The sequence below is a fragment of the Methylicorpusculum oleiharenae genome (assembly GCF_009828925.2).
In the GTDB taxonomy this organism is placed as follows: domain Bacteria; phylum Pseudomonadota; class Gammaproteobacteria; order Methylococcales; family Methylomonadaceae; genus Methylicorpusculum; species Methylicorpusculum oleiharenae.
The window spans coordinates 1,789,178-1,813,599 of record NZ_WUTY02000001.1 but is presented as its reverse complement, the minus strand read 5'-3'; the positions used below and the strand labels follow the sequence as shown (position 1 = coordinate 1,813,599).

Sequence of the window (24,422 nt, the reverse complement as noted above, 5' to 3'; positions counted from 1 at the left end):
GAGTTTGTCTCCGACACTTCGAAGCTCCGCTGTAGGTGCAAATCCATTCGCACCTACAGCAATACTTTTTTGAGCAACGTTGAAACTTATACCCAGCGTAGATCGAAATTCAGCACCGGGGTGCCCGTCAAAGGACGCCGTAAATACATCCATGTAGGCTCTATGCCAGCATCCATGCTGGCAAAGCCTTTGCCGAACAACCCGTTGCCTCCTTAGGCACTGCCGAAATTTGAAGTACGAAAGGTATAACCAACCATCAGTCAGTTTTTCTCACTATTTAAACTGCTTTTTTGCGACGACTTACGGCCATCAGACCTATTAAACCGGTACCCAAAAACCAGGCAGCCGCGGGTAATGGCACTGGTGCGCCCGCTTCTGAAGAGATGATATCAACAGCAAAAAGCGATTTAACGTTATTGATGGCCAGTGTTGGATCAATAAAGAATAATTGGTAAGACGTTCCGCCTAACGAATTAATCTCATTGTTTCCCGCTTCACCAATCCATCCTGCTCCGGAAAGGTAGCCTATTTGAAAGTTGCTCGATTCAGATAGCGTTCCTGTTCCAGTACCGGATGTGAGGTCCCAATTGTTACCATTTTGCGTAAAATCAAGTTTGGTTCCGCCATTAAACGATAAGATCGGCGCAGCAGTGGTCACATCGACATTGTCTTCGAATATTCCGAACTGAGCCGAAGTGGGAAGCCCCATCAAGGTCTCAAGGTTAAAGAAATTACTGTCAGCATTGGTTGGCGCCCAGACATTGGCAGAAGCCATGTTGGAAACCAGCAACATCAACGGCATAAGCGCTAGGTGTATATTTTTCATAATGACTCTCCAGAAGAAATCAGATCCTATTGAGCCATCCCTGGCTAAATTTCCTTTTAAACGCAGTAACAGGGCCATTGAACAAATAACCCTACGCCGAAGGGGATAATAGGCTGTTGATCAAATTTTCTCGGTACGTTTGCGCACACACGTATGAAAAGGAAGTACCGATTCATTCGATTCCCTTTCTGTTACTGAATAAAGTGAGTTCGATAGCGCACAGACCCCGTCTACCCTTCTCTATACAGTCTCTGAATGATGTGCAACGCGTAATTTTGCATCCTTTTCAGGTCTTACTCCGGACTCACGACCGGATGATCTTGTCATTTCATTACATTTTCAGGTGTCCTATGCTGAGGTCAAAACCCGGTCTGAGAATCAGTCTGCTAGGCGGGTTATTACTTATTCCTGCAGCGAGTACATCAGCAGAAACACTGGAAGAAGCCTGGGATATTGCAATCGAAAATAACCATCAAATTAAAGCGGCGCAAGCCGATACCACGGCAACGGAACAAAACCTGTTTTCGGCACAGGGGCAACGGCTTCCGGAACTCAACATAGGTACGGGATATACCCAACTCAACGAAACACCGGCCGCAAAAGCTAATTTTGCCGGTCAGTCAGCCGAATTCAATACGTCACAAGCGGGCAGTGTCAGTGCACAAGCGATTGCTTCAGTGCCGGTTTTCACCAGCGGCCGCATCAGTCATAACATCAAAGCTGCCGAGGCAACCTTTCAAGCCGCGCAACATAACGAAATCAGTTCCGTACTGACGATCAAAATGCAGGTATCGGCCGCTTATATTGCAGTGTTGCGCCTAGACGGCGCGGTGCAGGTCGCTCAAGAACATCTCAGTAGTCTGGTAGAGCATCATAAAGATGTTAAGAATCTGTTCGACCAGGACATGGTGGCGAAGAACGATTTATTAGCGGCGAATGTCGAGATGGCCAATGCTCGGCAACTGCTGCTACAGGCAAATAATCAGCTTGATATTGCCCGCGCTCAATATAACCAGTTACTCGACCGCAGTCTGGCCGAGCCCGTGGTTGTTAAGCCGCAGTTTCCGCAAATACCCGTGGGCAGCTTAAACGAACTCAGCACTAACGCCTTGTCACAACGTCCTGAACTGCTGGTACTCGACAAACAAATACGAGCCCTGGAGCAGCAAGCACAGAGTGTGGCGGCGGGGGCCTTGCCTCAAGTCGCAGTCAACGGCGGCTATCAATACCAGGAAAACCGTTATCAGTCTTACGAGGGGCTCTGGATGATCAATGTCGGCATGCAATGGAAATTGTTCGACGGCAGCACCCGGCATACCCGCGATGCTATTTTTCGTCAGGCGGTTTCTTTAAAAGAGCAGCGCGACGATTTAAGCAGCATGATTGGTTTGCAGGTTCGAAAAACCTGGCTGGCTATTCAGGAAGCGCAGCAACGAACCGAGGTCACCCGACTCGCCATTACAGAAGCGGATGAAAACTTGAAAGTGACAACTAACCGCTACAAAAATGGCCTGGCCACCAATACCGAAGTACTGAGAGCAGAGGAATTACGCGCCAGAACGTATGATAATTTCAATAATTCAAATTACGACACCGCCTTGTCAACCCTGCAATTGCGTTATGCAATGGGGGTTTTGTAAATGGAAAAACGAACCCGACTGCTCACAATCATCGGAATAATTACCGGCATTTTGCTTGTTTCTGTGGCCGTTTGGTGGTTTTGGTTACGCGAACCCCCTTTTCCGGAGGGGCTGGTGCAGGCGAATGGCCGTATCGAGGGCGATCATTACACTGTATCGGGCAAGTGGTCGGGCCGTATCGTTGAGTTGCTGGTGCGGGAAGGTGACGTTGTCGTAACAGGACAAGTGATGATCAAACTGGATGATGCCCAGACTCTTGAGAAACTTAATCAAGCCAAATCGGCTGTGGACGTCATTGCCGCCCAACTCAGGGCAGCTGAAACTTCGCTGAGCGTATTCAAGAAAAATGTGCCATTAAAAATAGCAACGGCCAAAGCCGGGCTTAATCATGCCGATGCCGAGCTGGTTTCAAGCCACGCCACTGAACAGCAAATGCTGAAGGATGCAGAGCGGTTTCAGGCATTGCTGTTAACAGAGACCGTAGAAAAGCGTCGCAGCGAGCTGGCGGATTTAAGCTGGAAAGTCGCCCAAGCCCAGCATCGCACTGCCCGTGCAGCCAGAACAAAGGCTGAAAAACTGCAGGCAGAAGCTGAACTGGGCTGGGATCAGATCGAAGCGAACACCAATGAAGTTGCCGCAATAGCCGCGCAACTGAAACAAGGACAAGCCGCGCTGGCGGAAGCCCAAAGCGTGATGAATGACTTGATCATTCGGGCTCCGGCCTCGGGAATGGTGACTACCCGTATCGCCGATAACGGCGAAATGGTAGCAGCCGGCAGTCCCTTGTTTGATATTGTCGATCTGGACAGCCTCTATTTGAAAGTCTATGTTCCGCAAAAAGAAATAGGCAAGGTTCGCCTGGGCTTGCCCGCACAAATTTTTACCGACGCCTTTCCGGATAAACCCTTTCCGGCGGTGATTCGCTATATCGCGTCCCAGGCAGAGTTCACGCCCAAAGAGGTGCAGACGCAGGATGAACGGGTCAAACTGGTCTACGCCGTCAAACTTTATCTGGCTGAAAATCCTCAGCATCAGCTGACGCCAGGGCTGCCCGCCGATGCGGTCATCCGCTGGCAAGAGGAAAGCCCATGGGCAAAACCGCGCTGGTGAACGAAAATCCGGTTATCGATATTCACGGACTCTGTAAAAGTTATAAAAAAAAGCTGGCTGTCGATGCGGTGGCCTTGACCGTCAAACGAGGTGAAATTTACGGATTGATCGGCCCTGACGGTGCCGGCAAAAGTAGTTTGATGAAAGCTATCGCCGGCGTCCTGTCGTTTGAACAAGGTTCATTAACCGTATTTGACGTCAATATCGATTCGGAAGTGGCGGCGGAAAAGGTCAAAGGCAGGCTGGGCTTTATGCCTCAAGGCCTGGGACTGAATCTTTACGGCGATTTATCGGTAGAAGAAAATATCGATTTTTTTGCGCAACTGCGGCAAGTGTCCCCCCAGCAACTGAGCGAACGTAAAGAAAAGCTGCTGACGATGACCCGGCTCGACAAGTTTCGTGACCGGCCAATGAAAAATCTCTCCGGCGGCATGAAACAAAAATTGGGCTTGGTTTGTACCCTGATCCATAACCCCGAACTGGTGATTCTTGATGAGCCAACCACCGGTGTAGATCCGGTTTCCAGGCGGGATTTTTGGGCCATACTCGCCGAGTTGCTGCGCGAACAAGGCACCACCGCACTGGTGTCCACGGCGTACATGGACGAAGCGGCACGTTTTCACCGTTTGTCTCTCATGTACAACGGCCAAGTACTGGCCGATGGCGAACCGGATGCCATTTGTCAGCAAGCGCACGGCTGCATGGTTGAGCTGACAGTCGAGTCACAGCCAGAAGCACTTGGCAAACTGAATCCCCCTTATCCGCAACTGGAAGCCATTGGTCCCAAAGTCAGGGTATTTGTCGATAATCTGGCATTGGATGAGGCGGTCAGCGCCGTTTCCGGGCATCTTGACGGCTTGCAGATCAACTCGATCAAGGCGTTTGATGCTGAATTGGAAGACGCATTTATCGCCTTGTTACGCCAGGGTCCGTTAGCCCCGAAAACCGGCAAAGACGACAGCATTCCGCGCTTTGACAAACCCCTGCCGGACGATAAAGCCATCGCCATAGAAGCCAAGCAATTATGCAAGGATTTTGATCAATTCCGGTCGGTCGATAAAATCAGTTTCAAGGTCAAACAAGGCGAAATATTTGGCTTGCTGGGCGCCAACGGCGCCGGCAAGACGACCGCGATCAAGATACTGACCGGTATTCTGCCGCCCAGTGACGGTGAAGGCCAGGTTGCAGGCGCCGACATGCGCGATGCCGCTCAGGCGATCAAGGAACGCATAGGCTATATGTCCCAGGCATTTTCGCTGTATCTGGATTTGACCGTCATCGAAAACATTCATCTCTACGCCAGCATCTACGGCGTTAGCCGGAGTATTCTCAAACAACGCCTGGACTGGGTAATACAAATTGCCGGATTGGCCGAGGTCACAGCACAATTGGCGGGTAGCCTGCCTATGGGCGTCAGGCAAAGGCTGGCTTTAGGCTGCGCACTGGTCCACCAGCCCGGCGTATTGTTTCTGGATGAACCCACGTCGGGTGTCGACCCTATCGGACGACGGCATTTCTGGGAAATCCTGATGCATTTGGCCAGCGTCGAGCAGGTGGCTATTTTAGTGACCACCCATTACATGAGCGAAGCCGAACACTGCGACCATCTGGCGTTAATGTATGCCGGACGGGTAATTGCCGACGATACCCCCGGCAATATGATTCAGGCGCTGCAAGATGAGGCCGGCCAACTTCTGAACATCACTACCGATCAGCCATTACAAGCGCTGGCCTTGCTTGAAAAAAGCGATTTCAAGGGTGTCGCTTTATTCGGCCAGCATATTCATTTGCTGGCACAGGATAGAGACAGCGCCGAAAAGAAGATTCGCGCGTTGCTGGATAAAGAGTCCATCAAACTGCTCAATTTATCCGCCGACGCACCGTCGCTGGAAGACGTATTTGTGTACAGGGTGTTGGCCTTGGAAAACCAGGAGCCCGGATGAATTTGACCCGGGTATGGGCAGTTACTTACAAGGAATGGCGCGAAATTTTGCGCGACCGGCTGTTTTTTGCGATGGCATTCCTGCTGCCGGTCGGTATCTTCATGGTGTTGGGCTATGGAATCTCTTTTGATGTGGAAAAAATCCCCTTTGCGGTACTGGATAGAGATCGCAGCGCTATGAGCCGTGACTTCCTGCACCGGTTTATGGATTCACGTTACTTCGATTACCAGGGCCATGTCACGAGTGAGCGCGAACTTGACCCTCTGCTGGCCAACAGCGATATACGCTTTGCCATTATCATTCCACCCCGTTTTCAGGAACAGCTTCTGGCCGGACAAGCCACGTCGGTGCAAAGTTTGATAGATGGCGTATTTCCTTATCGCGCCGAAGTGGCAAAAGGCTATGTTTCGGCGATTATCGCCAATTTCAATGCCCAATCACTGGTCAGTCATTTAGCCGGTACTCAGGGAAAGTCCCGCGAACAAGCGCTTGCTCAGGTGGCGCCACTGCGTCTGGAATCACGCTATTTGTATAACCAGGCCTTGCGCAGTCAATGGTCAATCTCTTCAGGATTAATGATGCTGGTGTTGATGGTGACACCGCCTTTTCTGACGGCGCTGGGCGTGGTTCGTGAAAAGGAAAACGGCTCTATTTATAATATCTATGCCTCAACCATCAGCCGCAGCGAATTTATTCTGGGCAAATTCCTACCCTACTTGTTGATATCCAGCTTGAATATTCTGATTTTGTGGTGGGTGGTAATGAACGTATTCGGCACGCCGTTTAAAGGCCATCCGTTTTTTTATTATGCCGCATCAGTGATCTATGTCATCTGTACCGCCGGGGTGGGATTGCTGATCTCGCTACTGGTACGAACCCAGGTTGCCGCCGTGATGCTGACCATGGTGGTCTCCTTTGTCCCCGCCATGTTGTATTCGGGTTTGCTGGTGCCTATCGAATCGATGGCCGCCGCCACTCAATTTGAGTCGCATTTATTTCCGACACTTTACTATCTGAGAATTACTTGGGGCAGCTTCCTTAAAGGCCTGGGTTGGGAAGAACTGTGGTTCGATGTCGTGGCGCTGATGCTTTACGCGGTTATCCTCTGGATAGCAGGCTATATGAACTTCCACAAAAGGCCTTCGACATGAACCAACACGGATTTATACTCTGGTGGGACAGGCTCGTCGCCATGACGATCAAAGAGCTGAAACAGTTGATACGCGATCCGGTGCTGCTGCTCATCATCAGCTATTTTTTTACCGTCGATGTGTATATGGCAGGTTCCGGTATCAATCTGAATCTGCGTAACGCTTCAGTGATGGTGATCGATCACGACCATAGCGCTGCATCACGTGAGTTGATCTACCGTTTCAGACAGCCTTATTTTGATTTCAAAGGAGAGATTTTTGACACCCATACCGCCGAATCCTTATTAGATCAGGGCCGGATTCTGGCAGTGCTGGACATTCCCGAAAATTTTCAGCGTCACTTATTGCAAGGGCAATCCGTCGCCGTTCAATTTCAGGTAGATAGCGCCAATACTGTTTTGGGTACCTTGGCAACCAGTTATGCCACGGAAATTACCGCCGGTTTTAGCCAGGATTTTGCGGCTAAAAGGCTGGGGCCGGATTCAGGACAAAGGGCCTCGTTGCCTGTCATTCAAAACCGCTACCGCGTGTTGTATAACCCCAATCAAATCGACGGCTGGTTTATGTCGATTTCTGAATTACTAACCGTGACGACCATGCTGGCCATGATGCTGCCGGCCGCTGCTGCAGTCCGTGAAAAAGAACGCGGCACTATCGAACAGCTGGCGGTTTCCCCGTTGAGCTCGCTGCAGATTTTACTGCCCAAGGTTATCTCGATGGGACTGGTTATTTTGTTAGGTGTCGCGGTCAGCTTGTTTCTGATCATTATTCCGGTCTTTGACTTACCGGTTAAAGGCAGTCTCGGCCTGTTTTTTACGGTAACCGGACTCTATGTATTCACGGCCTCCGGCATTGGCCTGTTCGTTGCCACCATAAGCCGCAGTCTGGCACAAGTCACCATGCTGGTGATTTTGCTGATGATGCCCATATTACTGCTCTCAGGCGCCTGGACACCACCGGAAGCGATGCCGCAAGTCATGCGTTGGGCGATGAAAATTTCGCCGCTGTATTATTTCAATGAAATGAGTTACGCCATTTTATTAAAAGGTGCAGGCGTCCGGATTTTATGGGATTCGCTGCTGGGACTGGCTCTCTTGGGAGCCGTGTTCTTCAATTTCGGCGTCTGGCGTTTTCGCAGGCAATTTGGTTGAAGAACGTGCTTTTAATTAAATGCACGTTCTTCATTATTTAGCGAAGGTGACTACTCGCCTACACTTTGAATTGACGGCAGGGTTAGTCAATAACCCATGTGTTTAGAAGTGAAAATGAGCACCCAGGCCGATGTATTCAATTTTTTCGTTATAGAACTGACCACTGGGGGAATAGCCATTGAAATATTCCGCAAGAATCTGAAACTTCCGACCCAGCACCTGCATGTTTTCGAACTCTACGCCGGCACGCGCTGATATGTCAGTTGACCAATTGTTCTCTTCGTAATTTTTGAAATCCGCTCCCGCGATTGGACGCATACCCCCAAAATCCATGCGCCATGGACTTCTAAACTCAATACCGTATTGAGCTGACCATGCTTTAAGTGATTCGGGCTCCTTATGGAACAAACCACGCCCTCCCCCATATAAGCGAAAACCGATAGGCAGATCGTAAGAGAGTTTTAAATCAATCCCTTCGAAACTCAAATTCACTCGATCTAATCGTGTCCGCAATAGAAACTCGTCACCTAAATGAGAACTTTGATGGAAAACACGGCTGAAAGCTGAGAAATCGCCAATACGCATACTCGAATACAAAGCCCCGACAAAATCAGTATTGACTAAATCCGATGAGGGCGCATCAAGATTAAAATCACTGACAACTCCACCCTGAATCCCCACCTCCCATTGCGAACCAAAGCGTTGCAATATCCCCATGTTTTGGCGATAAAACGGGATTGTTTCGCCAAAACTGACTGTTGCTATATTGGTACCATCAAAATCGCCGCTGGTATAATTGTGGTAAGCAACTGAAAAATGAGGCCAGCTCGGATCGGCGAATAAAGACTTGAACAAATGACCGTCAGGGAAGATTCCTGTCTTCAATCTTGCAGGTTCATTCAACTGCAGGCCTTCCTTATCCAGGGCGGCAGAATGCATCAACGGAGAGGATACACTTTTATAGTTATGCTCTCCGATTCCGACACCTGACACACCGGGAACCCTGGATAATGCCTCCATGACTTCTTTCTGGTCGGTATTTTTTAAAGTATCTTCCTCCAGCTTTATAACACCGTCCTTGACACTGATTGCGGGCCTTACGAGTTTGAAATCGCGTTCAAGTATGCTCGCAGCATATCCGGCAATGTAAGCATCCTCTTCCGGTGACGCATAGACTCCGACAGAATAAAGACAGACTAGACCCATTACGCTCAAATAACGTAAAGCTATTCTCATCTGAGGTCTCCAGTGCTGACAACCAGATGGTTCTCTACTGATTTAACACCCGGCGTAGCACGAACTATTTCCAGCACTCTGTCAATAATCTGTTGATTAGTAACAGCACCGTTCAATTTGACGACACCTTGAACGGTGGCTACGTCGATATTGAATGCGTTGACTAAAGGATCTGTCATCATGGCCGCCTTTGCTTTTGCCGTAATCGCAGCATCGTCAATGAGTTCTCCAACTGTTTCGGATTGCTTTTCCATCGCCTCTTCTTTAGTGTCAATAGACTGCTTTAATGCATCGACTTTCTCATCAATTATTTCGTTTGAATTCTCAATAGCTTGATCAAGTTTTTTACCGGTCTTTTCTGCCGGTCCTTCCTCCTTACAGCCGCTTGTGATAATGACAGCAGATAACAACAACGTTACCAAAATGCTGTTTGCACGGTTTATTCTTTGCTCGTTGATCTTTTTCATGGGTTATTCCTCAAAATTGGGATGTAAGTAGTAAATAAATAAAGGCAGAGTCAAAAATGATCGTCATGAACCGAACCGAAGATTGTCGGGTTTAGGCTCTGCTGGTTAAACGTTCCAGAGGCACCATGGCCCACTCAAGGCTTACCATCCCCAGAGTTGTGTATGCCATTTGCATAACAACGGTTCGTGGTAACGGGTACAGGTCGCCAATGAGTAAAACATGACTAAAACACTAGGTATCAAAATCAGTCTCTAAAAGTTACCCATATGAATTTTCGGTAATCCGCTTATGATTCCAAACACGCTAAGCAACCACAAAATAACAGCTATGATCACTATGACATTCAATATCTGCTTGATGCGTGAATCCATCGGTATGTAGGTGTTAACCAGACTCAACAGCAAGCCGACAACAATCAGGACGACCGTTACTGAAACCAGCCCCCTGGGTAGAACGCCCATAAGACCAAAGGCATTCAACAACCAAAGGACCACTGAAATAATCACCACGCCGTTTAGAATCTGCTTGATGCGCGGTTCCATAGGCAGGTACGCATTGATAAGTCCCAGTATCAGACCGACTACGATCAGGACTACTATCAGAGAAATTAAGTCCATCTTTCTTACTCCTTCAATTATTTTTTTAACCTAACTACTCGTCCACTTAGGTAAGAGTGTGTAGGTGATTGATTGAAATATCGAAGCGGTAACAAACCGGTTCTAAACGTCAACCGCTTTAACTATCGGACAAGTTGATGGGTATCAGCTTCCAGATGTCTTGGTTGTACTCGGTAATGGTCCTGTCGGTGGAAAATTTTCCGCTATGAGCCGTGTTCAGGATACTCATACGAATCCAGTGTTCGGTATCTTTAAAGGCTGCCTCTACACGTTTTTGGGTATCGACATAGCTTCGGAAATCAGCAATGGACATCCAGATGTCCTGTTTATTTTTGAGCGAGGCAATCAAGTCATCAAAAATTCCCGGTTCAAACCGGTTGAAATGTCCTCCTTCAAGAAGGTCGAATACTCTGGACAAATCCGGATCCTGATTGATCAGGGCAACGGGATCATAGTGCTGACGATAGGCTTCTATCTGATCTACGGTCATCCCAAAAAGAAAGAAATTTTCGGGACCTACTTCGTCACGTATCTCGATATTGGCGCCATCCAGGGTACCAATGGTCACCGCACCGTTCATCATGAATTTCATGTTACCGGTACCGGACGCTTCTTTACCGGCTGTTGAAATTTGCTCTGAAAGATCAGTCCCGGGACAAATGATTTCCATCGCAGAAACTTGGTAGTTGGATAGGAAAATCAGTTTGAGCCTGTCACCTACATCCGGATCGTTGTTAATCACATCGGCAACATTGTTGATTAATTTGATGGTTTTTTTTGCAATGATATAGCCCGGCGCCGCCTTACCGCCTATGAACACATTCCTGTTTGTCCAGTTTTCCGTATCGCCCCGCTTGATTCGGTCATAAAGATGAATCACATGCAGCACATTCAACAGTTGTCGCTTGTATTCATGGATACGCTTGACCTGCACGTCAAACAAGGCGTCAAGGCTAAGTTCAATGTCATGTTGCTGTTTTTGGTAATCGATCAAACATTGCTTTGCGTGGCGCTTGATCTGCCACCAGCGTTGACGAAAATCACTGTCGTCAGCGTAGGGGGCGAGATTTTTCAACCTATCCAAATGGGTCAACCAGCCATCACCAATCGTTGCTGTGATCAAATCAGCCAGGCCCGGGTTACACGAAGCTATCCAGCGTCTGGGCGTAACACCGTTGGTTTTGTTATTAAATTTTTCCGGCCACATTTCGTAAAAATCGCGGAACAAGCCTTTTTGTAATAACGCTGTATGTAATTTGGCGACACCGTTGACTGAATAACTTCCCACTATGGCCAGATAAGCCATTCTGACTTGTTGATCCGTGCCTTCTTTGATCAATGACATACGAGTGAGGCGCTCCGTATCACCAGGCCAGCGGCGGGAGACTTCAACCAGAAAGCGCGCATTGATTTCAAAAATGATTTCCAGCAGTCTGGGTAAAAGTTGCTTGAATAGATTGACAGACCAACATTCCAGAGCTTCCGGCAATAAGGTGTGGTTGGTATAGGCCACCGTGTTTTGGGTTATGTTCCAGGCGTCGTCCCAACTCAACCCATGGATGTCGATTAACAAGCGCATCAACTCGGCCACGGCTATGCTGGGGTGCGAATCATTGAGTTGAAAACAGTTTTTTGCAGTAAATTCGGAAAAGTCATTGCCATGCCGGCCGATCCAGGTCGCAATAACATCTTGTAAGGTTGCAGAAGCGAACAGGTATTGCTGCTTCAAACGAAGTTCTTTGCCATTCTCGCTTGCATCATTGGGGTACAACACCATGGTAATGTTTTCGGCCATGTTTTTTTCTACGACGATTTCGGCATAATCACGACCGTTGAATTCCTTAAAATCAAACTCTTCGTTTGCAACGGCTTTCCATAAGCGCAAAGTATTCACGACACCATTTCGAAAACCTGGAACAGGTGTGTCATAGGGGACCGCCAGTACGTCATGCGTGTCAATCCAGCTAATCCGGGTTACACCTTGGTCATCAGTGAAGTACTTCGTGCGACCGCCGAACTTAATGATTTGCCGATATTCGAAGCGTTCTGTTTCCCAGATGTTGCCGTCTCGTAGCCAGCGATCGGGCGCTTCAACCTGCTCACCATTGATGATCAGTTGCGAAAACATGCCGTACTCATAGCGCAAACCATAGCCTGTAACCGGTAAGCGCAGGGTAGCACAACTGTCGATAAAACAAGTGGCCAGCCGGCCCAAACCGCCGTTACCCAGCCCCGCATCATGCTCAGCCTCCAACAATTCCTCCAGATCCAATCCCAGTTTGTACATGGCTTTCAATACGACATCAGTGATACCCAGGTTAATCATGGTATTACTCAGTGTTCGTCCCATTAGAAACTCCATCGACAGGTAACTGACTCTTTTGCAATCCTGTTCTTTGTAGGCGTTGTAGGTTTTTTTCCAATGGTCGATGATACGGTCACTGATTGCCAACGACAGTGCCTCGTAAGCATAGTGCAGTGATTTACAGGACTGATCCCGGCCTAATCGGTATCCGTAATAGTTTTTAAAGTCGACCATCAAATGCTGCTCATCCGTCCTGATAGTGGGAAGCTCGCAAATTGTGGGTTTTGGATTGCTTTTTTCGAAAGATGTCGGTGGAAGCCAGTCTTGATTAGCTGGGCTCAATTCTAAGTTACCTAAAGCGACAACTGTAGGGTTCTTCATAAGTTCTCTCCTGGCATTTCAAGACTGGCAACTGGACCCTAACCTATTTTTTGGAAACTATTCGATTTGACAGGCTGGTCGAAGGTGGTAAAAACTGCACGGATAAGCAAGTTTTCATTCGGACATGGCGGATGTTCTCCTTGTGTATGGCCCTTCAGCTTGATGCCAATCAGCTATCCTGCGAATGGGCCCGGTAATCCAACAGATTGACTGGGTTGATAGCGTTCATAGGATTCTATTGACACATTTATACAGTCAGCTCGTTTTTTGTACCTGTCATTAACTGAAAAGCGCAACATAAATTGGCGGTAGACTTCATACATCCAGTCAAGAGTAGCTTGAGCTTCCTGCGGAGTCTTGAAAGGCCCGTAAAACTCGGCATGTTCATCAAAGCGCCTGATCCGGATATGGTCTGGCCAATTGACAACATAACTGCCGTTCGCCAGCGGCTTCCCATCACTCGTCGAATACCTTCGCAGGTAAGACTCAGCATCAACAAGCATGGAATCGTGTGTAACAACGACCACTTCGAAAATGTCATAATACATTTCCATAGCTAACCCACCCCCCCCGTGAGAAAACATCAGCAGCCGATGCATTTGTTGATGCAGCAAGGTCCGGCAACTGAAAAAAAGGATCCATCGGTGATTGAATCTGGAAAAATCAGTCGAGCATTCCAAATCCCGTTCGCCCTGAACTCAAGTCGAAGAATGACCGGAAGTTCGGATGCTCACCAATCCGGCTTGGTCGTGAAATCCGCTCTAGTTTCGGCGTATTCGGCACGAACGGGTTCAGTCCCTCCAGCTCATTGTTTCAGGCTGATACACCCTTCGTGCCGCATTGCAAGTTTATGACTCTTTAGATTTTGCCCAACAAGACCAAAACCAACAGGATGAGCAAAATAAGCCCAATTCCTCCGGTCGGTCCGTACCCCCATGACCGGCTATGAGGCCAGGCAGGAAAGACGCCTAACAAAATTAAAACCAATATGATGAGTAAAATTGTACCTGTTGACATGTTCGTACTCCTGATTTAAAGATAAAAGTTAGTGGTGCGTCGGGACGTTTCATTTCACGATCAAGCTGTTATCGACTCTTTCGACACCTTTTACCGATTTGGCCAGTGCGGCAGCCCTGTCGGCTGCTTGTTTTGAATTGACGAAACCGCTCAACTGAACGACTCCCTTGAAGGTTTTAACGCTGACCTGACCAATTTTCAGTTCAGGATCATCGTAGATCAAAGCCTTTACCGATGAAGTAACTACACTGTCATCTATGTACTCACCTGTGCTCGCTTGAGTCCGGGTGGAAGTACAGCCAGCCAAAGATGTGGCTAATAAAAGGGCTATTAAAAAACCTGATATGATTTTTGAGATTTTCATTATTATCTTGCTCCCAATTGAGAAAATTTTGTAAGTAGTCCTATTGTTCAGCGAAAAGACTAAAAAATGTGGATGAAACCCAAAGTTCATAGTGCTCGCCGAACGTTTACCGACCTACTCTAAACGTTGCGGTTTAATTTTATTGAAGTTCACACGAATAGGCCTGAGAGTTATCAGTCAAGAAGATTTTCCCATTCCTCGATTTGTTTTTCGGCTTCTTCCTGTGCAATTCCGTATTTTTCCTGAATTTTGCCAAGGAGAATGTCGCGGTTACCCGCAATTTGCTCTACCTCATCCTCGGTCAAATCACCCCATTTTTCCTTTACCGTGCCTTTAAGTTGCATCCAGTTACCCTTCAGCTGATTCTTATTCATGCCTTGTCTCCTCTTAATTTAAGAATGACATTACTTCTTGCGTAAAACCTAACCCGAAAGAGTCATATCACCCTTGCCTGCTGAATCCAGTGATAACTTACCAAAATGACGGTCCAGGGTCTGTACGGTAGCAAACAGAATCATTTTGGCCGGCTCCGTTTAAACTTCCGAAAGGCACTGTTTGCGTTAAAAGTTGGTGTCGCCCGGGCACGGATTGCCGGGGGCCAGAAGCCATGGATGGCGTTGGACTGTCATATCCTTGTGTCCTGGTTCCCGGCAATCCCTGCCGGAATGACGGCGTTGATGTACTTGAAATGACGGATGCGAACCTGGCTTCTTCCAAATGCTGAGTTTTGGATTTATATAAGTTAGAAACGTAAAACTTCAACGTAGGTTGGGTTGCCTGCTTTTTGCAACCCAACGATTAACGCCATGGCCTAAAAATGTTGGGTTGGCTATCGCCAACCGCAACCTACGAGAAAGAGTTCGCGATTGATGCGCCTCCTATCGTCGGCACATCCTATAAAGTGTCCTCCTCTTTGAAAAAGAGGGATTTGATGAAATAAAGACCGTTATGGCATTAAAAGTTGTTGTCGCCCGGGCAAGGATTGCCGTAATGACGGCGTTGATGTCCTTTCAACTCATAAAGCGAACATCGCTTTCCGAAACTGAATATTTTGAGCATGGCCAAGCATCAACCAATGTTTGTTAGCGTACAGACCCCAGCCAACCAACCCATTAGGCTGACGCTATAAGCATAAACTGCTGAGAGCCGTTGCTTGGATATTCCCGAGGTTATAAATTTCCTTCGTTTCGTAATGTTGGAACATCAGCCACTTATCTCAGATGAGTTTAATAGACCATCTCGTAGCGAGTAGCCGGGCTATTTGCAGGGACTCATAGAGTCACAAAATAGCTCTTATGTTTAAACAGCAGTGATACCGTTTAAACGTATTAAGTCTCCTCAGCCGCTTTGATTATCTATTTCGCCACGCCCCCATTCGGAGAATCACCGTCATGTCGAAAAAAAAAGAGCAAAGACGTAAAGTAAGGCTTGAAGCCCCGGGAGGAATGGAAAGTCCCATCCGCTCAGAACTTTTTACTAACGAGCAGTTTGAAGGGCATGCGGTAAGTCTGGCGAAAGCGCAGAAAGTCGACGGACTTCATCATCGGCAAAAGCTTCTGCCGCGTGTTCAAGAAAATGCACGGGTTTTGCTCGCAGTCCACGCTGCGATCACACAGGTAACGGTAGAGCAGCGCGCCATTACACCGGCAGCCGAGTGGCTGCTTGATAATTTTCATGTCATTGAAGAGCAGGTGCATGACATCGGCATCCACTTGCCGGAAAGCTATTATCAGGAACTGCCCAAACTGGCTGAAGGAGACCTCGCCGGCTATCCTCGTGTTTACGGTATAGCCTGGGCGATGATAGCGCATACGGACAGCCGGTTCGATCCTGCCCAGTTGACACTATTCGTCAAGGCTTACCAGCGCATCCAACCGCTCAACCTGGGTGAACTCTGGGCAATACCGATTACGTTGCGCGTGCTGATGCTGGAAAACCTGCGCAGGCTGGCTGTTCTCATCATGCGCGCACAAAACGGAAGGCGGCTTGCCGACGAGTTCGTCGATGAAATTGAGCGCTTCAATGACCAAAGTGACAAATCGACCCTGGTCCTTTCTCAAGGTGCCTTACCGCACGTTACCTTGCGGCAAGCTTTCGCTGTCCAGATTTTACAGCGTCTGCATGACCCTCATCCGGGAACCGCTCCTTCCCTGGACTTTTTAAATGAATGGGTATCCGAACAAGGCCTGACGCTTGACGAAGTCGTGCAGAGAGAGCATTCCGCACAGATTGGCGCCAATATGACCGTGCGTAACATTATGACCAGCATGCGCGCAATCTCCGCGTTCGATTGGCGTGAATTTGTAACGCGCGTGAGCCTTGTAGACGAGTGTCTGCAAGCGCATCACGGCTATTCCTTAATGGATTTTCTTACGCGTGACCGCTATCGGCACGCTATAGAAGATCTTGCCCGGCGTTCACCTCATTCGGAGCTGGAGATTGCAAAAAAGGTCATCAGTAAAATCAATACTAACTCTGTTGATCCTGACTTCGGCGATCTGCGAAATGATCCGGGTTATTATCTGATTGGTCAGGGCCGCAACGAATTCGAGCAAGAGGTCAAATTTCGCCCGCCGCTCAAGAACCGGATATTGCGGGGGTTCATCCATTATTCGGGTCAGGCTTATCTGGGCAGCATTGGCGTGCTGACGACCTTGTTATTACTCAGTTTACCCTTGAGTGCCGGTATAAATGCCGGGCTTGGCTGGTTTTCGCTCGCAATCATCACCCTGTTCGCAGTATTTCCCGCCTCCGACATTGCCACCAATCTTGTAAATCGCGGCATTTTGAGTCTTCTCTCACCCAGGCATTTGCCCAGACTGGAACTTAAGGCCGGCATACCCGAAACACTGCGCACCTTCGTGGTGGTTCCTACTCTTTTCGCGAATGAGATTGATGTCATTGAGCAAATCGAGCAAATGGAGGTTCGTTACCTGGCCAATCCGGATGGGGATGTTTATTTTGCCCTGTTGTCCGATTGGACGGATGCCGACAGTCAAACCCTACCCGATGATCAGCGACTGCTAAACCGCGCGCGCGCAGGCGTTGCCGATCTCAACGCCAAGTATGAAGGAAATCGCTTTTTCGTTTTCCATCGGGAGCGCATGTGGAACCCCGGAGAAGGCAAATGGATGGGATGGGAACGCAAACGGGGTAAATTACACGAATTTAACCGGCTCCTGCGCGGCGCCAAAGACACCTCCTTTTTACCTGTAGAGGGACAGATTGCCTCCGCGCCGGAAGGCGTTCGTTATGTCATTACACTCGATGCCGATACCCGCCTGCCCATCGGTGTGGTTAATAAATTGGTCGGCACCGCCGCGCATCCGCTCAACCGCCCCGTGTTTGATCCTGTCTCAGGCCGGGTCGTCGCCGGCTACGGCATCCTTCAACCACGCATCACACCTACCCTGCCCCTTAGGCAGGAGCATTCGATGTTTCACCGGATTTTCGCAGGCGCTTCCGGAATGGATTCCTATTCCAGCCTGGTATCAGAAGTCTACCAGGACCTTTTTGGATTGGGCACCTTCACCGGAAAAGGTCTTTATGATGTGGACATTTTCGAAGCGGCGTTGTCCGGACGCGTTCCTGAAAACACCCAGCTTAGCCATGATTTATTCGAGAGCGTGTTTGTCCGTTGCGGCCTGGTCAGTGATATCGAGTTTTTCGAAGAGTTTCCTTCCCATACGGATGTTGCCGACTCCCGTTCCCACCGCTGGACCCGGGGTGATTGGCAATTACTGCCATGGATCTTCGGCATCAGCAGCCGGGGCATACCTTTCATTGGACGTTGGAAAATGCTGGATAATCTTCGCCGATCCTTGTCTGCGCCTGCAGCCTTCTTCGCGTTGATTGCCGCGTGGACTCTACCGGATGCACCAGAAGCCGTGCTGGTCGCTTTCGTGCTGACTTCACTGGCAATGCCGGCGTTGATGGCCTTGGTGAACAGTCTTTTTGCCCCTTCCAGCGACATCCCGATACGCATCCGATTGCGCTCAGCCTGGGAAGATGTGCTATTGGGACTGGGCAACGGCCTGGTAGGCCTGACCTTGCTCGCTCATCAAGCCTGGCTTATGGTCGATGCTATTGTCAGCACCTTGCTCAGGGTGTTCGTAACCCGGCGCAAAATGCTCAAATGGGTCACCGCGCTGCAAGCCAAAACATTGTCCGGGCACGCACTGAAAACCGTCATCCTGCCACTGGGCGGCTCTACCGCAATCATTTTCATTGCCGGAACACTGATACTGATCTTCAATCCGGACAACATCAAAAGCGCCGTACCGTTCCTGCTGTTGTGGTGGTTCGCGCCTTTTATCTCCCGCGCGTTGAGCCTGCCTCCGCAGCTAGACCCTCTGGAAGCCCTGCGCCCCCAGGACGCCATGCAACTGCGCATGATTGGACGGCGCACCTGGCGTTTCTTTTCAACTTTTGTGACCCAGAAAGACAATTATTTACCGCCTGACAACTTCCAGGAAAGCCCGCATCCTGTTGTCGCACACCGAAGTTCGCCTACCAACTTCGGCCTTTACCTGTTGTCGGTTGTCGCAGCACGTGACTTCGGCTGGCTAGGCCTGATGGATGCCGTCGATCGCCTGGAAGCGACGCTTGAAACACTCTTAAAGCTGCCCCGTCTTAACGGCCATTTCTATAACTGGTACGACACGCGTGATCTACATGCGCTAGAACCTCATTACATATCAACGGTAGACAGCGGCAATCTGGCCGGACATTTACTGACCTTAGCGCAAAGCTGCAGGGAGGCGGCACAGCAGCCTCTGGAGTTCTCTTCAACCTGGCAAGGACTGGGCGACAGCCACAGACTTCTGACTGCAGCACTTGATGCCATCGCTAATGAAGGACGCACGCTGGTCGTGACATTGGAAGAATTGAAGCAAAAAGCGGTCACTCTCGGCACGCTGCTGGCTGAAGCGCCTCAGGAGGCCGCCGGCTGGAATCGCTTGGCCTTGTGTGCAGATACCCTGTTAGACTTGGTACGCGCCTTTGCTGCAGAACGTGGGGACGAAGTCGGTAATCCGGCACAGGAATGGGCCGGATTGTTATGCGACGACATCCGTTCCCACACCCGCGACAGAGATAACTTGATGCCCTGGCTGAATTGCATGCAGCGTCTTGAAGCCCATCTTAATGCTGCGGCAATACCCGGTGATGAACTGCTTGCGCTGTTACGGCCAGATATAGGCGTTGCCGAACTCGCAGACCGCTATGCGCTGGCCATTGAACATATCAAAACTTTGAGCGGAAACGCCGAAAAATCGGTAATTCCGGTTGAGTTAGAAACCGCACTCCTGCGAGGCGGGGAAAATGCTGCGGCGCTTACCCGGCGCCTGGATAAAATCGCAACGGAGGCGCTGCGCCTGTTCGAAGAAATGGATTTTAAATTTTTATATGACCCTGACAGGCAGTTATTCGCACTGGGCTATCAGGCCAGCGAAGGTGTTCTGGACGGTAGCTATTACGACTTGCTGGCTTCAGAAGCCCGGCTCACCAGTTTGATAGCCATCGCCAAACGAGATGTGACCAGCGTTCACTGGTTTCATCTGGGTCGGAGAGTCACTCACGCCGTAGACGGCCCCGTCCTGCTATCCTGGTCAGGCTCGATGTTCGAATACCTGATGCCATCCCTGGTCAGCTTTACGCCCCGCTATAGTCTGCTGGATCAAACGTGCCGCCGGGTAGTCAAAAGGCAGATCCAATACGGTCAAGAGCGCAAAGTGCCCTGGGGAATATCAGAATCAGCCATGAACCAGCGCGATCTGGAATTTACCTATCAATACTCTGCATTCGGCGTGCCCGGACTTGGCATGAAACGCGGTCTCGCAGAGAACCTGGTGATCGCCCCTTATGCCAGCGCCCTGGCGGCAATGTACCAGCCACAGGAAGCCACGGAGAATTTTGCAAGGCTTGAAAAAATAGGCGCTCTGGGCCGCTTCGGCTTTTTTGAAGCACTCGATTTCACCCCGGCGCGGCGCGCTGAAAACCAGGCAGTAGCCATTGTGCGCTGCTACATGGCCCACCATCAGGGCATGTCTCTGGTCGCTTTAGCCAACGTGATTTTCGATGGCGTGATGCGTCACCGCTTTCATGCCGTACCCATTATTCGAGCCACCGACCTTCTGCTGCAGGAACGCAGTCCGCGTGATCTGGATACCACCGGGCCCAAATTCACTCAGGTTCGGGCTGAATTAAGAGCATTTGCAGAACCGCCGGTGATTCGTAAACCATCGCCAACTTCTGCAATACCCTCTTCACAGCTGCTTTCCAACGGCCGTTACACAGTGATGATCACTGCCGCAGGATCGGGTTACAGCACTTGGGGAAACCTGGCGGTGACGCGCTGGCGTGAAGACTCGACCCGCGATGACCATGGCAGTTATATCTATCTTCGCGACTGCACCAGTGGCCGCGTCTGGTCAGCCGGCTATCAACCGACCACAGCCATTCCGGATAAATACGAGGCCGTTTTCCTCGAAGACAGGGTCCGTATCAGTCGCACTGACAGCACGGTATCCAGTACCCTGGAAATAGTCATCTCGCCGGATGACGATGCTGAAATTCGACGTCTTAGCCTGACCAATAACGGCACGCAGAGCATTGAAATTGACATTACCTCCTATGCGGAAATAGTACTTGCGCCTCAGCGCTCGGATATCGCCCATCCAGCATTTTCCAATTTATTCATACAGACCGAGTATGTGCCGCAAGCGCGTGGACTGATCGCCAAACGCCGTCCGCGTTCGTCTGACGACCCCAGCGTCTGGGCAGCACATCTGCTTTCAGGCCTCGAAATCAGCGGCACCTTGCAATATGAAACCGATCGCGCCCGCTTTATAGGCAGGGGACATACCATCAGAGAGCCCATTTCCGTAATGGACGATCGCCCCCTCAGCAATACGATTGGACCGGTACTCGATCCTGTGTTTAGCCTGCGGACACGCGTGCACATAGAACCTGGAGCAACCGCGCACGCAACGTTCACCACCATCGCCGCACCTTCCAGAGAAACGCTGGAAAAACTGGTTGACAAATACCGCCATGCCTCGACTTTTGAAGATGTTTCAGCCCTTGCCTGGACTCATGCGCAAGTCCAATTACATTATCTGGGAATACGTCCTGATGAAGCCCATTTGTTTCAGATCCTGGCCAACCATCTGACGTTTGCTGATCCTTCTCTGCGTCCGCCCGGTAAACTGTTGCAACTCAACCGTTTGAACGTAACCGGACTATGGCGGCACGGTATTTCAGGCGATCATCCCATCCTGCTGTTGCGCGTCAGTGAAGCGGAAGATCGCATGCTCGTCTGTCAACTATTGAGAGCCCATGAATATTGGGGCATGAAACATATCATGGTCGATTTGGTGATCGTTAACGACAAGACGACATCCTACGCCGATGAACTCCAAACCTCGCTGGAGAATCTGGTCCATGAATCACAGTGCTTCACCGGACGTCATAGAAACAACGAAAATGGCAGCATTTTTGTATTGCGGGCAGATCAATTGCCCGAAGAAGAGCTGTTGCTACTGACAACCGCAGCCAGAGCAGTGCTGGTATCCAGCCGGGGCATACTGACAGAACAATTGCTGAGACACCAGAGACCACCGGCGGAATTTATCTCACAACCCGCCGCCAGGGTACGCGAGGAACCGGGCGCAAATTTAATCAAGATACCTGAACTTGAATTTTTCAACGGCTTGGGAGGATTTGCCGATGATGGCCGTGAATATGTGATTGTGCTGGACAAGGGACAATTCACACCATCGCCCTGGATTAACGTCATCGCCAACGCCGACTTCGGTTTCATGGTTTCGGAATCGGGCAGCGGCTGCACCTGGTGCCTAAACAGCCATGAAAACCAGTTGACACCCTGGTCGAACGATCCGGTCAGTGATCCATCGGGTGAGGTATTCTATCTATGCGACGAGGAAAATGGAGACCTTTGGACGCCAACGGCGCTGCCTATTCGCATCGAAAACGCGAGTTACATCATCCGGCACGGCCAGGGTTATAGCCGTTTTGAACATCTCTCGCACGGCATTTACAGCGAACTTCTTCAATTCGTCAGCATCGCCGACCCTATCAAGATTTCCAGACTCAAAATCAAAAACATGACCGGCCGCGCCCGGACAATAAAAGTAGCCGCTTACGTGGAATGGGTGCTTGGTGCATCGCGCACCGATACTGCGCCTTATATTGTTACTGAAGTCGATGCCGAAACAGGCGCGCTGTTCGCATCCAACCCCTGGAGCCGAGATTTCGGCACGCGCATTGCTTTTGCCGATCTGTGCGGCCGGCAAACAGCCTGGACCGGAAACCGAAGTGATTTTATCGGACGTAATGGCAATCTTTCAGCGCCGGCGTATATGAATCCTGAGAACAAGCACAGAAACCGCACAGGCGCAGGACTGGATCCTTGTGCCGCGCTGGAAACCCGCGTGGAACTGGGTCCCTATGAACAAATCGAGCTGGTTTTTCTGCTGGGCCAGGGAGATGACCGGAAACATGCCCAACAACTGATCAGCCGTTATCGGGCTGCTGAAGTACACAATCTCTTTCATGAGGTTAAATACCAATGGGAAGAGCTCCTGACTAAAGTACAGGTAAAAACTCCGGACCGCGGCCTGGATCTGATGTTGAACCGCTGGCTGCCTTATCAAACGCTCAGTTGCCGGGTATGGGCAAGAGCAGCCTTTTACCAGGCCGGCGGCGCTTATGGTTTCCGTGATCAACTGCAAGACGTCATGGCTCTCACCGTACCCCGACCCGATATCGCCAGAACTCAAATCCTCCGCGCAGCGGCGCGCCAGTTCCCTGAGGGTGATGTCCAGCACTGGTGGCATCCGCCCACCGGCCGGGGCGTCCGGACACATTTTTCCGATGACCGTATCTGGCTTCCCTATGTTGTAAGCCATTACCTCAAAGTCAGCGGTGATACCGGCGTGCTTGATGAAACGAGTCCGTTCCTGGAAGGTCCTGTCATTGAACCGGGAAAGGAAGATGCTTATTTCGACCCGATCGTATCTGATCTGCAAGCGACCTTGTTCGAACACTGCGCGCGAGCACTTGATGTGAGCCTATCCCTGGGAATCCACGGCTTGCCATTAATTGGCAGCGGCGACTGGAACGACGGCATGAACCGGATTGGCCAGCATGGTAAAGGTGAAAGCGTTTGGCTGGCGTGGTTTTTGATTAAAACACTATCCGATTTTGCCCCGCTGGCCGAAGCAAGAGGCGAAACCGAGCGTTCATCGCGCTGGACTGCGCACGTTGCCGCATTGAAATTGGCGGTAGAAAAAGAAGGATGGGACGGCGCCTGGTACCGCCGCGCCTTTTATGACGACGGCACGCCTCTGGGTTCCGCTGCCGATGTTGAGTGCCGCATCGATTCGATTGCCCAAAGCTGGGCGGTGATCTCCGGTGCAGCCGAACCTGAACGGGCGCGCCGTGCCATGCATTCGGTGCATGACTATCTCATTCGTCATGGTGACGACCTGATATTGCTCTTTACGCCGCCGTTCGACCAAACACAGCGAGATCCCGGCTATATTAAAGGCTACCTGCCGGGCGTACGGGAAAATGGCGGTCAATATACCCATGCGGCGATCTGGACCGTAATTGCCTATGCCATGCTGGGCCAGGGTGACCAGGCCGCTGAACTGCTGCGTATTCTCAATCCTGTCAACCGCACCGCCAGTCCCACCGGCGCCTATGCTTATAAAGTCGAACCTTATGTGATGTCAGCAGATATCTACGCCGAGCCGCCCCATGCGCGCAGAGGCGGCTGGACTTGGTATACCGGTGCGGCGGGTTGGTTCTACCGCGCCGGTCTTGAGCAGGTATTAGGCCTCCAGGTCAACGCCGATCATCTGCATTTCAAGCCGTGCATTCCTGGTACCTGGCGCAGTTACAATCTAAGTTACCGGCACGGAAAAACCCTGTATGAGATCACAGTGGATAATCCTAACGGCGTCATGACCGGAATCGCCTTGATAGAACTGGACGGTGAGCAGCAACCACAAGGCAACACTGTAACCCTGCTGGATGATGGCAACCTTCACCACATACGAATTGAGATGGGCGCCCTCGAGATTCACGCCGGGTAAACACCTGTAGATGCCGGACCGGATCTGCGTGCCACTATAAAAGGCGATGTCACCGTCTTTGTGTGATAACGCACCGAGTATTTAAAAGCTTA

Annotated in this window: 15 protein-coding genes; 6 read left to right on the top strand and 9 right to left on the bottom strand. The window is 50.2% G+C overall.

Annotated elements, in window-relative coordinates:
* Positions 1-277: 277 nt before the first annotated feature.
* Positions 278-904, bottom strand: a complete 627-nt coding sequence (locus tag GO003_RS08365; protein WP_159656914.1) for a VPLPA-CTERM sorting domain-containing protein — start codon at positions 902-904, stop codon at positions 278-280.
* A gap of 272 nt (positions 905-1,176) precedes the next feature.
* Here GO003_RS08365 and GO003_RS08360 point away from each other — a divergent pair, with 272 nt between their 5' ends.
* From GO003_RS08360 to GO003_RS08340, 5 genes are read left to right on the top strand one after another with little or no spacing between them, the layout of a single operon-like run.
* Positions 1,177-2,466, top strand: coding sequence for a TolC family protein (locus GO003_RS08360; RefSeq protein ID WP_159656916.1), 1,290 nt, complete (start codon positions 1,177-1,179; stop codon positions 2,464-2,466).
* Complete coding sequence (locus GO003_RS08355; RefSeq protein ID WP_159656918.1) at positions 2,467-3,576, top strand: HlyD family secretion protein; 1,110 nt, start codon at positions 2,467-2,469, stop codon at positions 3,574-3,576.
* The gene (locus GO003_RS08350; RefSeq protein ID WP_159656920.1) at positions 3,555-5,519 is read left to right on the top strand and encodes an ATP-binding cassette domain-containing protein; all 1,965 of its coding nucleotides are present in this window, start codon (positions 3,555-3,557) and stop codon (positions 5,517-5,519) included. Before GO003_RS08355 ends, GO003_RS08350 begins: the two co-directional genes overlap by 22 nt.
* Positions 5,516-6,670 (top strand): ABC transporter permease, encoded by a 1,155-nt coding sequence (locus GO003_RS08345; RefSeq protein ID WP_159656922.1) that lies wholly within the window; start codon positions 5,516-5,518, stop codon positions 6,668-6,670. Before GO003_RS08350 ends, GO003_RS08345 begins: the two co-directional genes overlap by 4 nt.
* Entirely contained in the window at positions 6,667-7,821 is a 1,155-nt protein-coding gene (locus GO003_RS08340) for an ABC transporter permease (protein WP_159656924.1), read from the top strand. The genes GO003_RS08345 and GO003_RS08340 overlap by 4 nt, the downstream gene beginning before the upstream one ends.
* Positions 7,822-7,923: 102 nt before the next feature.
* On the opposite strand, the gene GO003_RS08335 is transcribed toward GO003_RS08340, so the two are convergent.
* The 8 genes from GO003_RS08335 to GO003_RS08300 form a co-directional block, all read right to left on the bottom strand.
* A complete protein-coding gene (locus GO003_RS08335; RefSeq protein ID WP_164505723.1) occupies positions 7,924-9,057 on the bottom strand; it encodes a DUF1207 domain-containing protein in 1,134 nt (377 codons plus the stop codon).
* Positions 9,054-9,524, bottom strand: a complete 471-nt coding sequence (locus GO003_RS08330) for a BON domain-containing protein (RefSeq protein ID WP_159656926.1) — start codon at positions 9,522-9,524, stop codon at positions 9,054-9,056. Before GO003_RS08330 ends, GO003_RS08335 begins: the two co-directional genes overlap by 4 nt.
* 252 nt (positions 9,525-9,776) lie before the next feature.
* Positions 9,777-10,142: a Thivi_2564 family membrane protein gene (locus GO003_RS08325; RefSeq protein WP_231088872.1), complete on the bottom strand. Its 366-nt coding sequence runs from the start codon at positions 10,140-10,142 to the stop codon at positions 9,777-9,779.
* Positions 10,143-10,260: 118 nt separating this feature from the next.
* Positions 10,261-12,828 carry a glycogen/starch/alpha-glucan phosphorylase gene (locus GO003_RS08320; protein WP_159656928.1) on the bottom strand — a complete coding sequence of 856 codons (2,568 nt, stop codon included), beginning with the start codon at positions 12,826-12,828 and terminating at the stop codon, positions 10,261-10,263.
* 173 nt (positions 12,829-13,001) lie between these two features.
* Entirely contained in the window at positions 13,002-13,382 is a 381-nt protein-coding gene (locus GO003_RS08315; protein WP_159656930.1) for a hypothetical protein, read from the bottom strand.
* Positions 13,383-13,686: 304 nt separating this feature from the next.
* A complete protein-coding gene (locus GO003_RS08310; protein ID WP_159653432.1) occupies positions 13,687-13,845 on the bottom strand; it encodes a DUF3309 family protein in 159 nt (52 codons plus the stop codon).
* Positions 13,846-13,894: 49 nt separating this feature from the next.
* Positions 13,895-14,209, bottom strand: coding sequence for a BON domain-containing protein (locus GO003_RS08305; protein ID WP_159653434.1), 315 nt, complete (start codon positions 14,207-14,209; stop codon positions 13,895-13,897).
* Positions 14,210-14,382: 173 nt separating this feature from the next.
* Positions 14,383-14,583: a CsbD family protein gene (locus tag GO003_RS08300; protein ID WP_159653436.1), complete on the bottom strand. Its 201-nt coding sequence runs from the start codon at positions 14,581-14,583 to the stop codon at positions 14,383-14,385.
* 1,017 nt (positions 14,584-15,600) lie between these two features.
* Here GO003_RS08300 and GO003_RS08295 point away from each other — a divergent pair.
* Complete coding sequence (locus GO003_RS08295; RefSeq protein WP_159653438.1) at positions 15,601-24,330, top strand: GH36-type glycosyl hydrolase domain-containing protein; 8,730 nt, start codon at positions 15,601-15,603, stop codon at positions 24,328-24,330.
* The last annotated feature ends 92 nt before the right edge of the window (positions 24,331-24,422 follow it).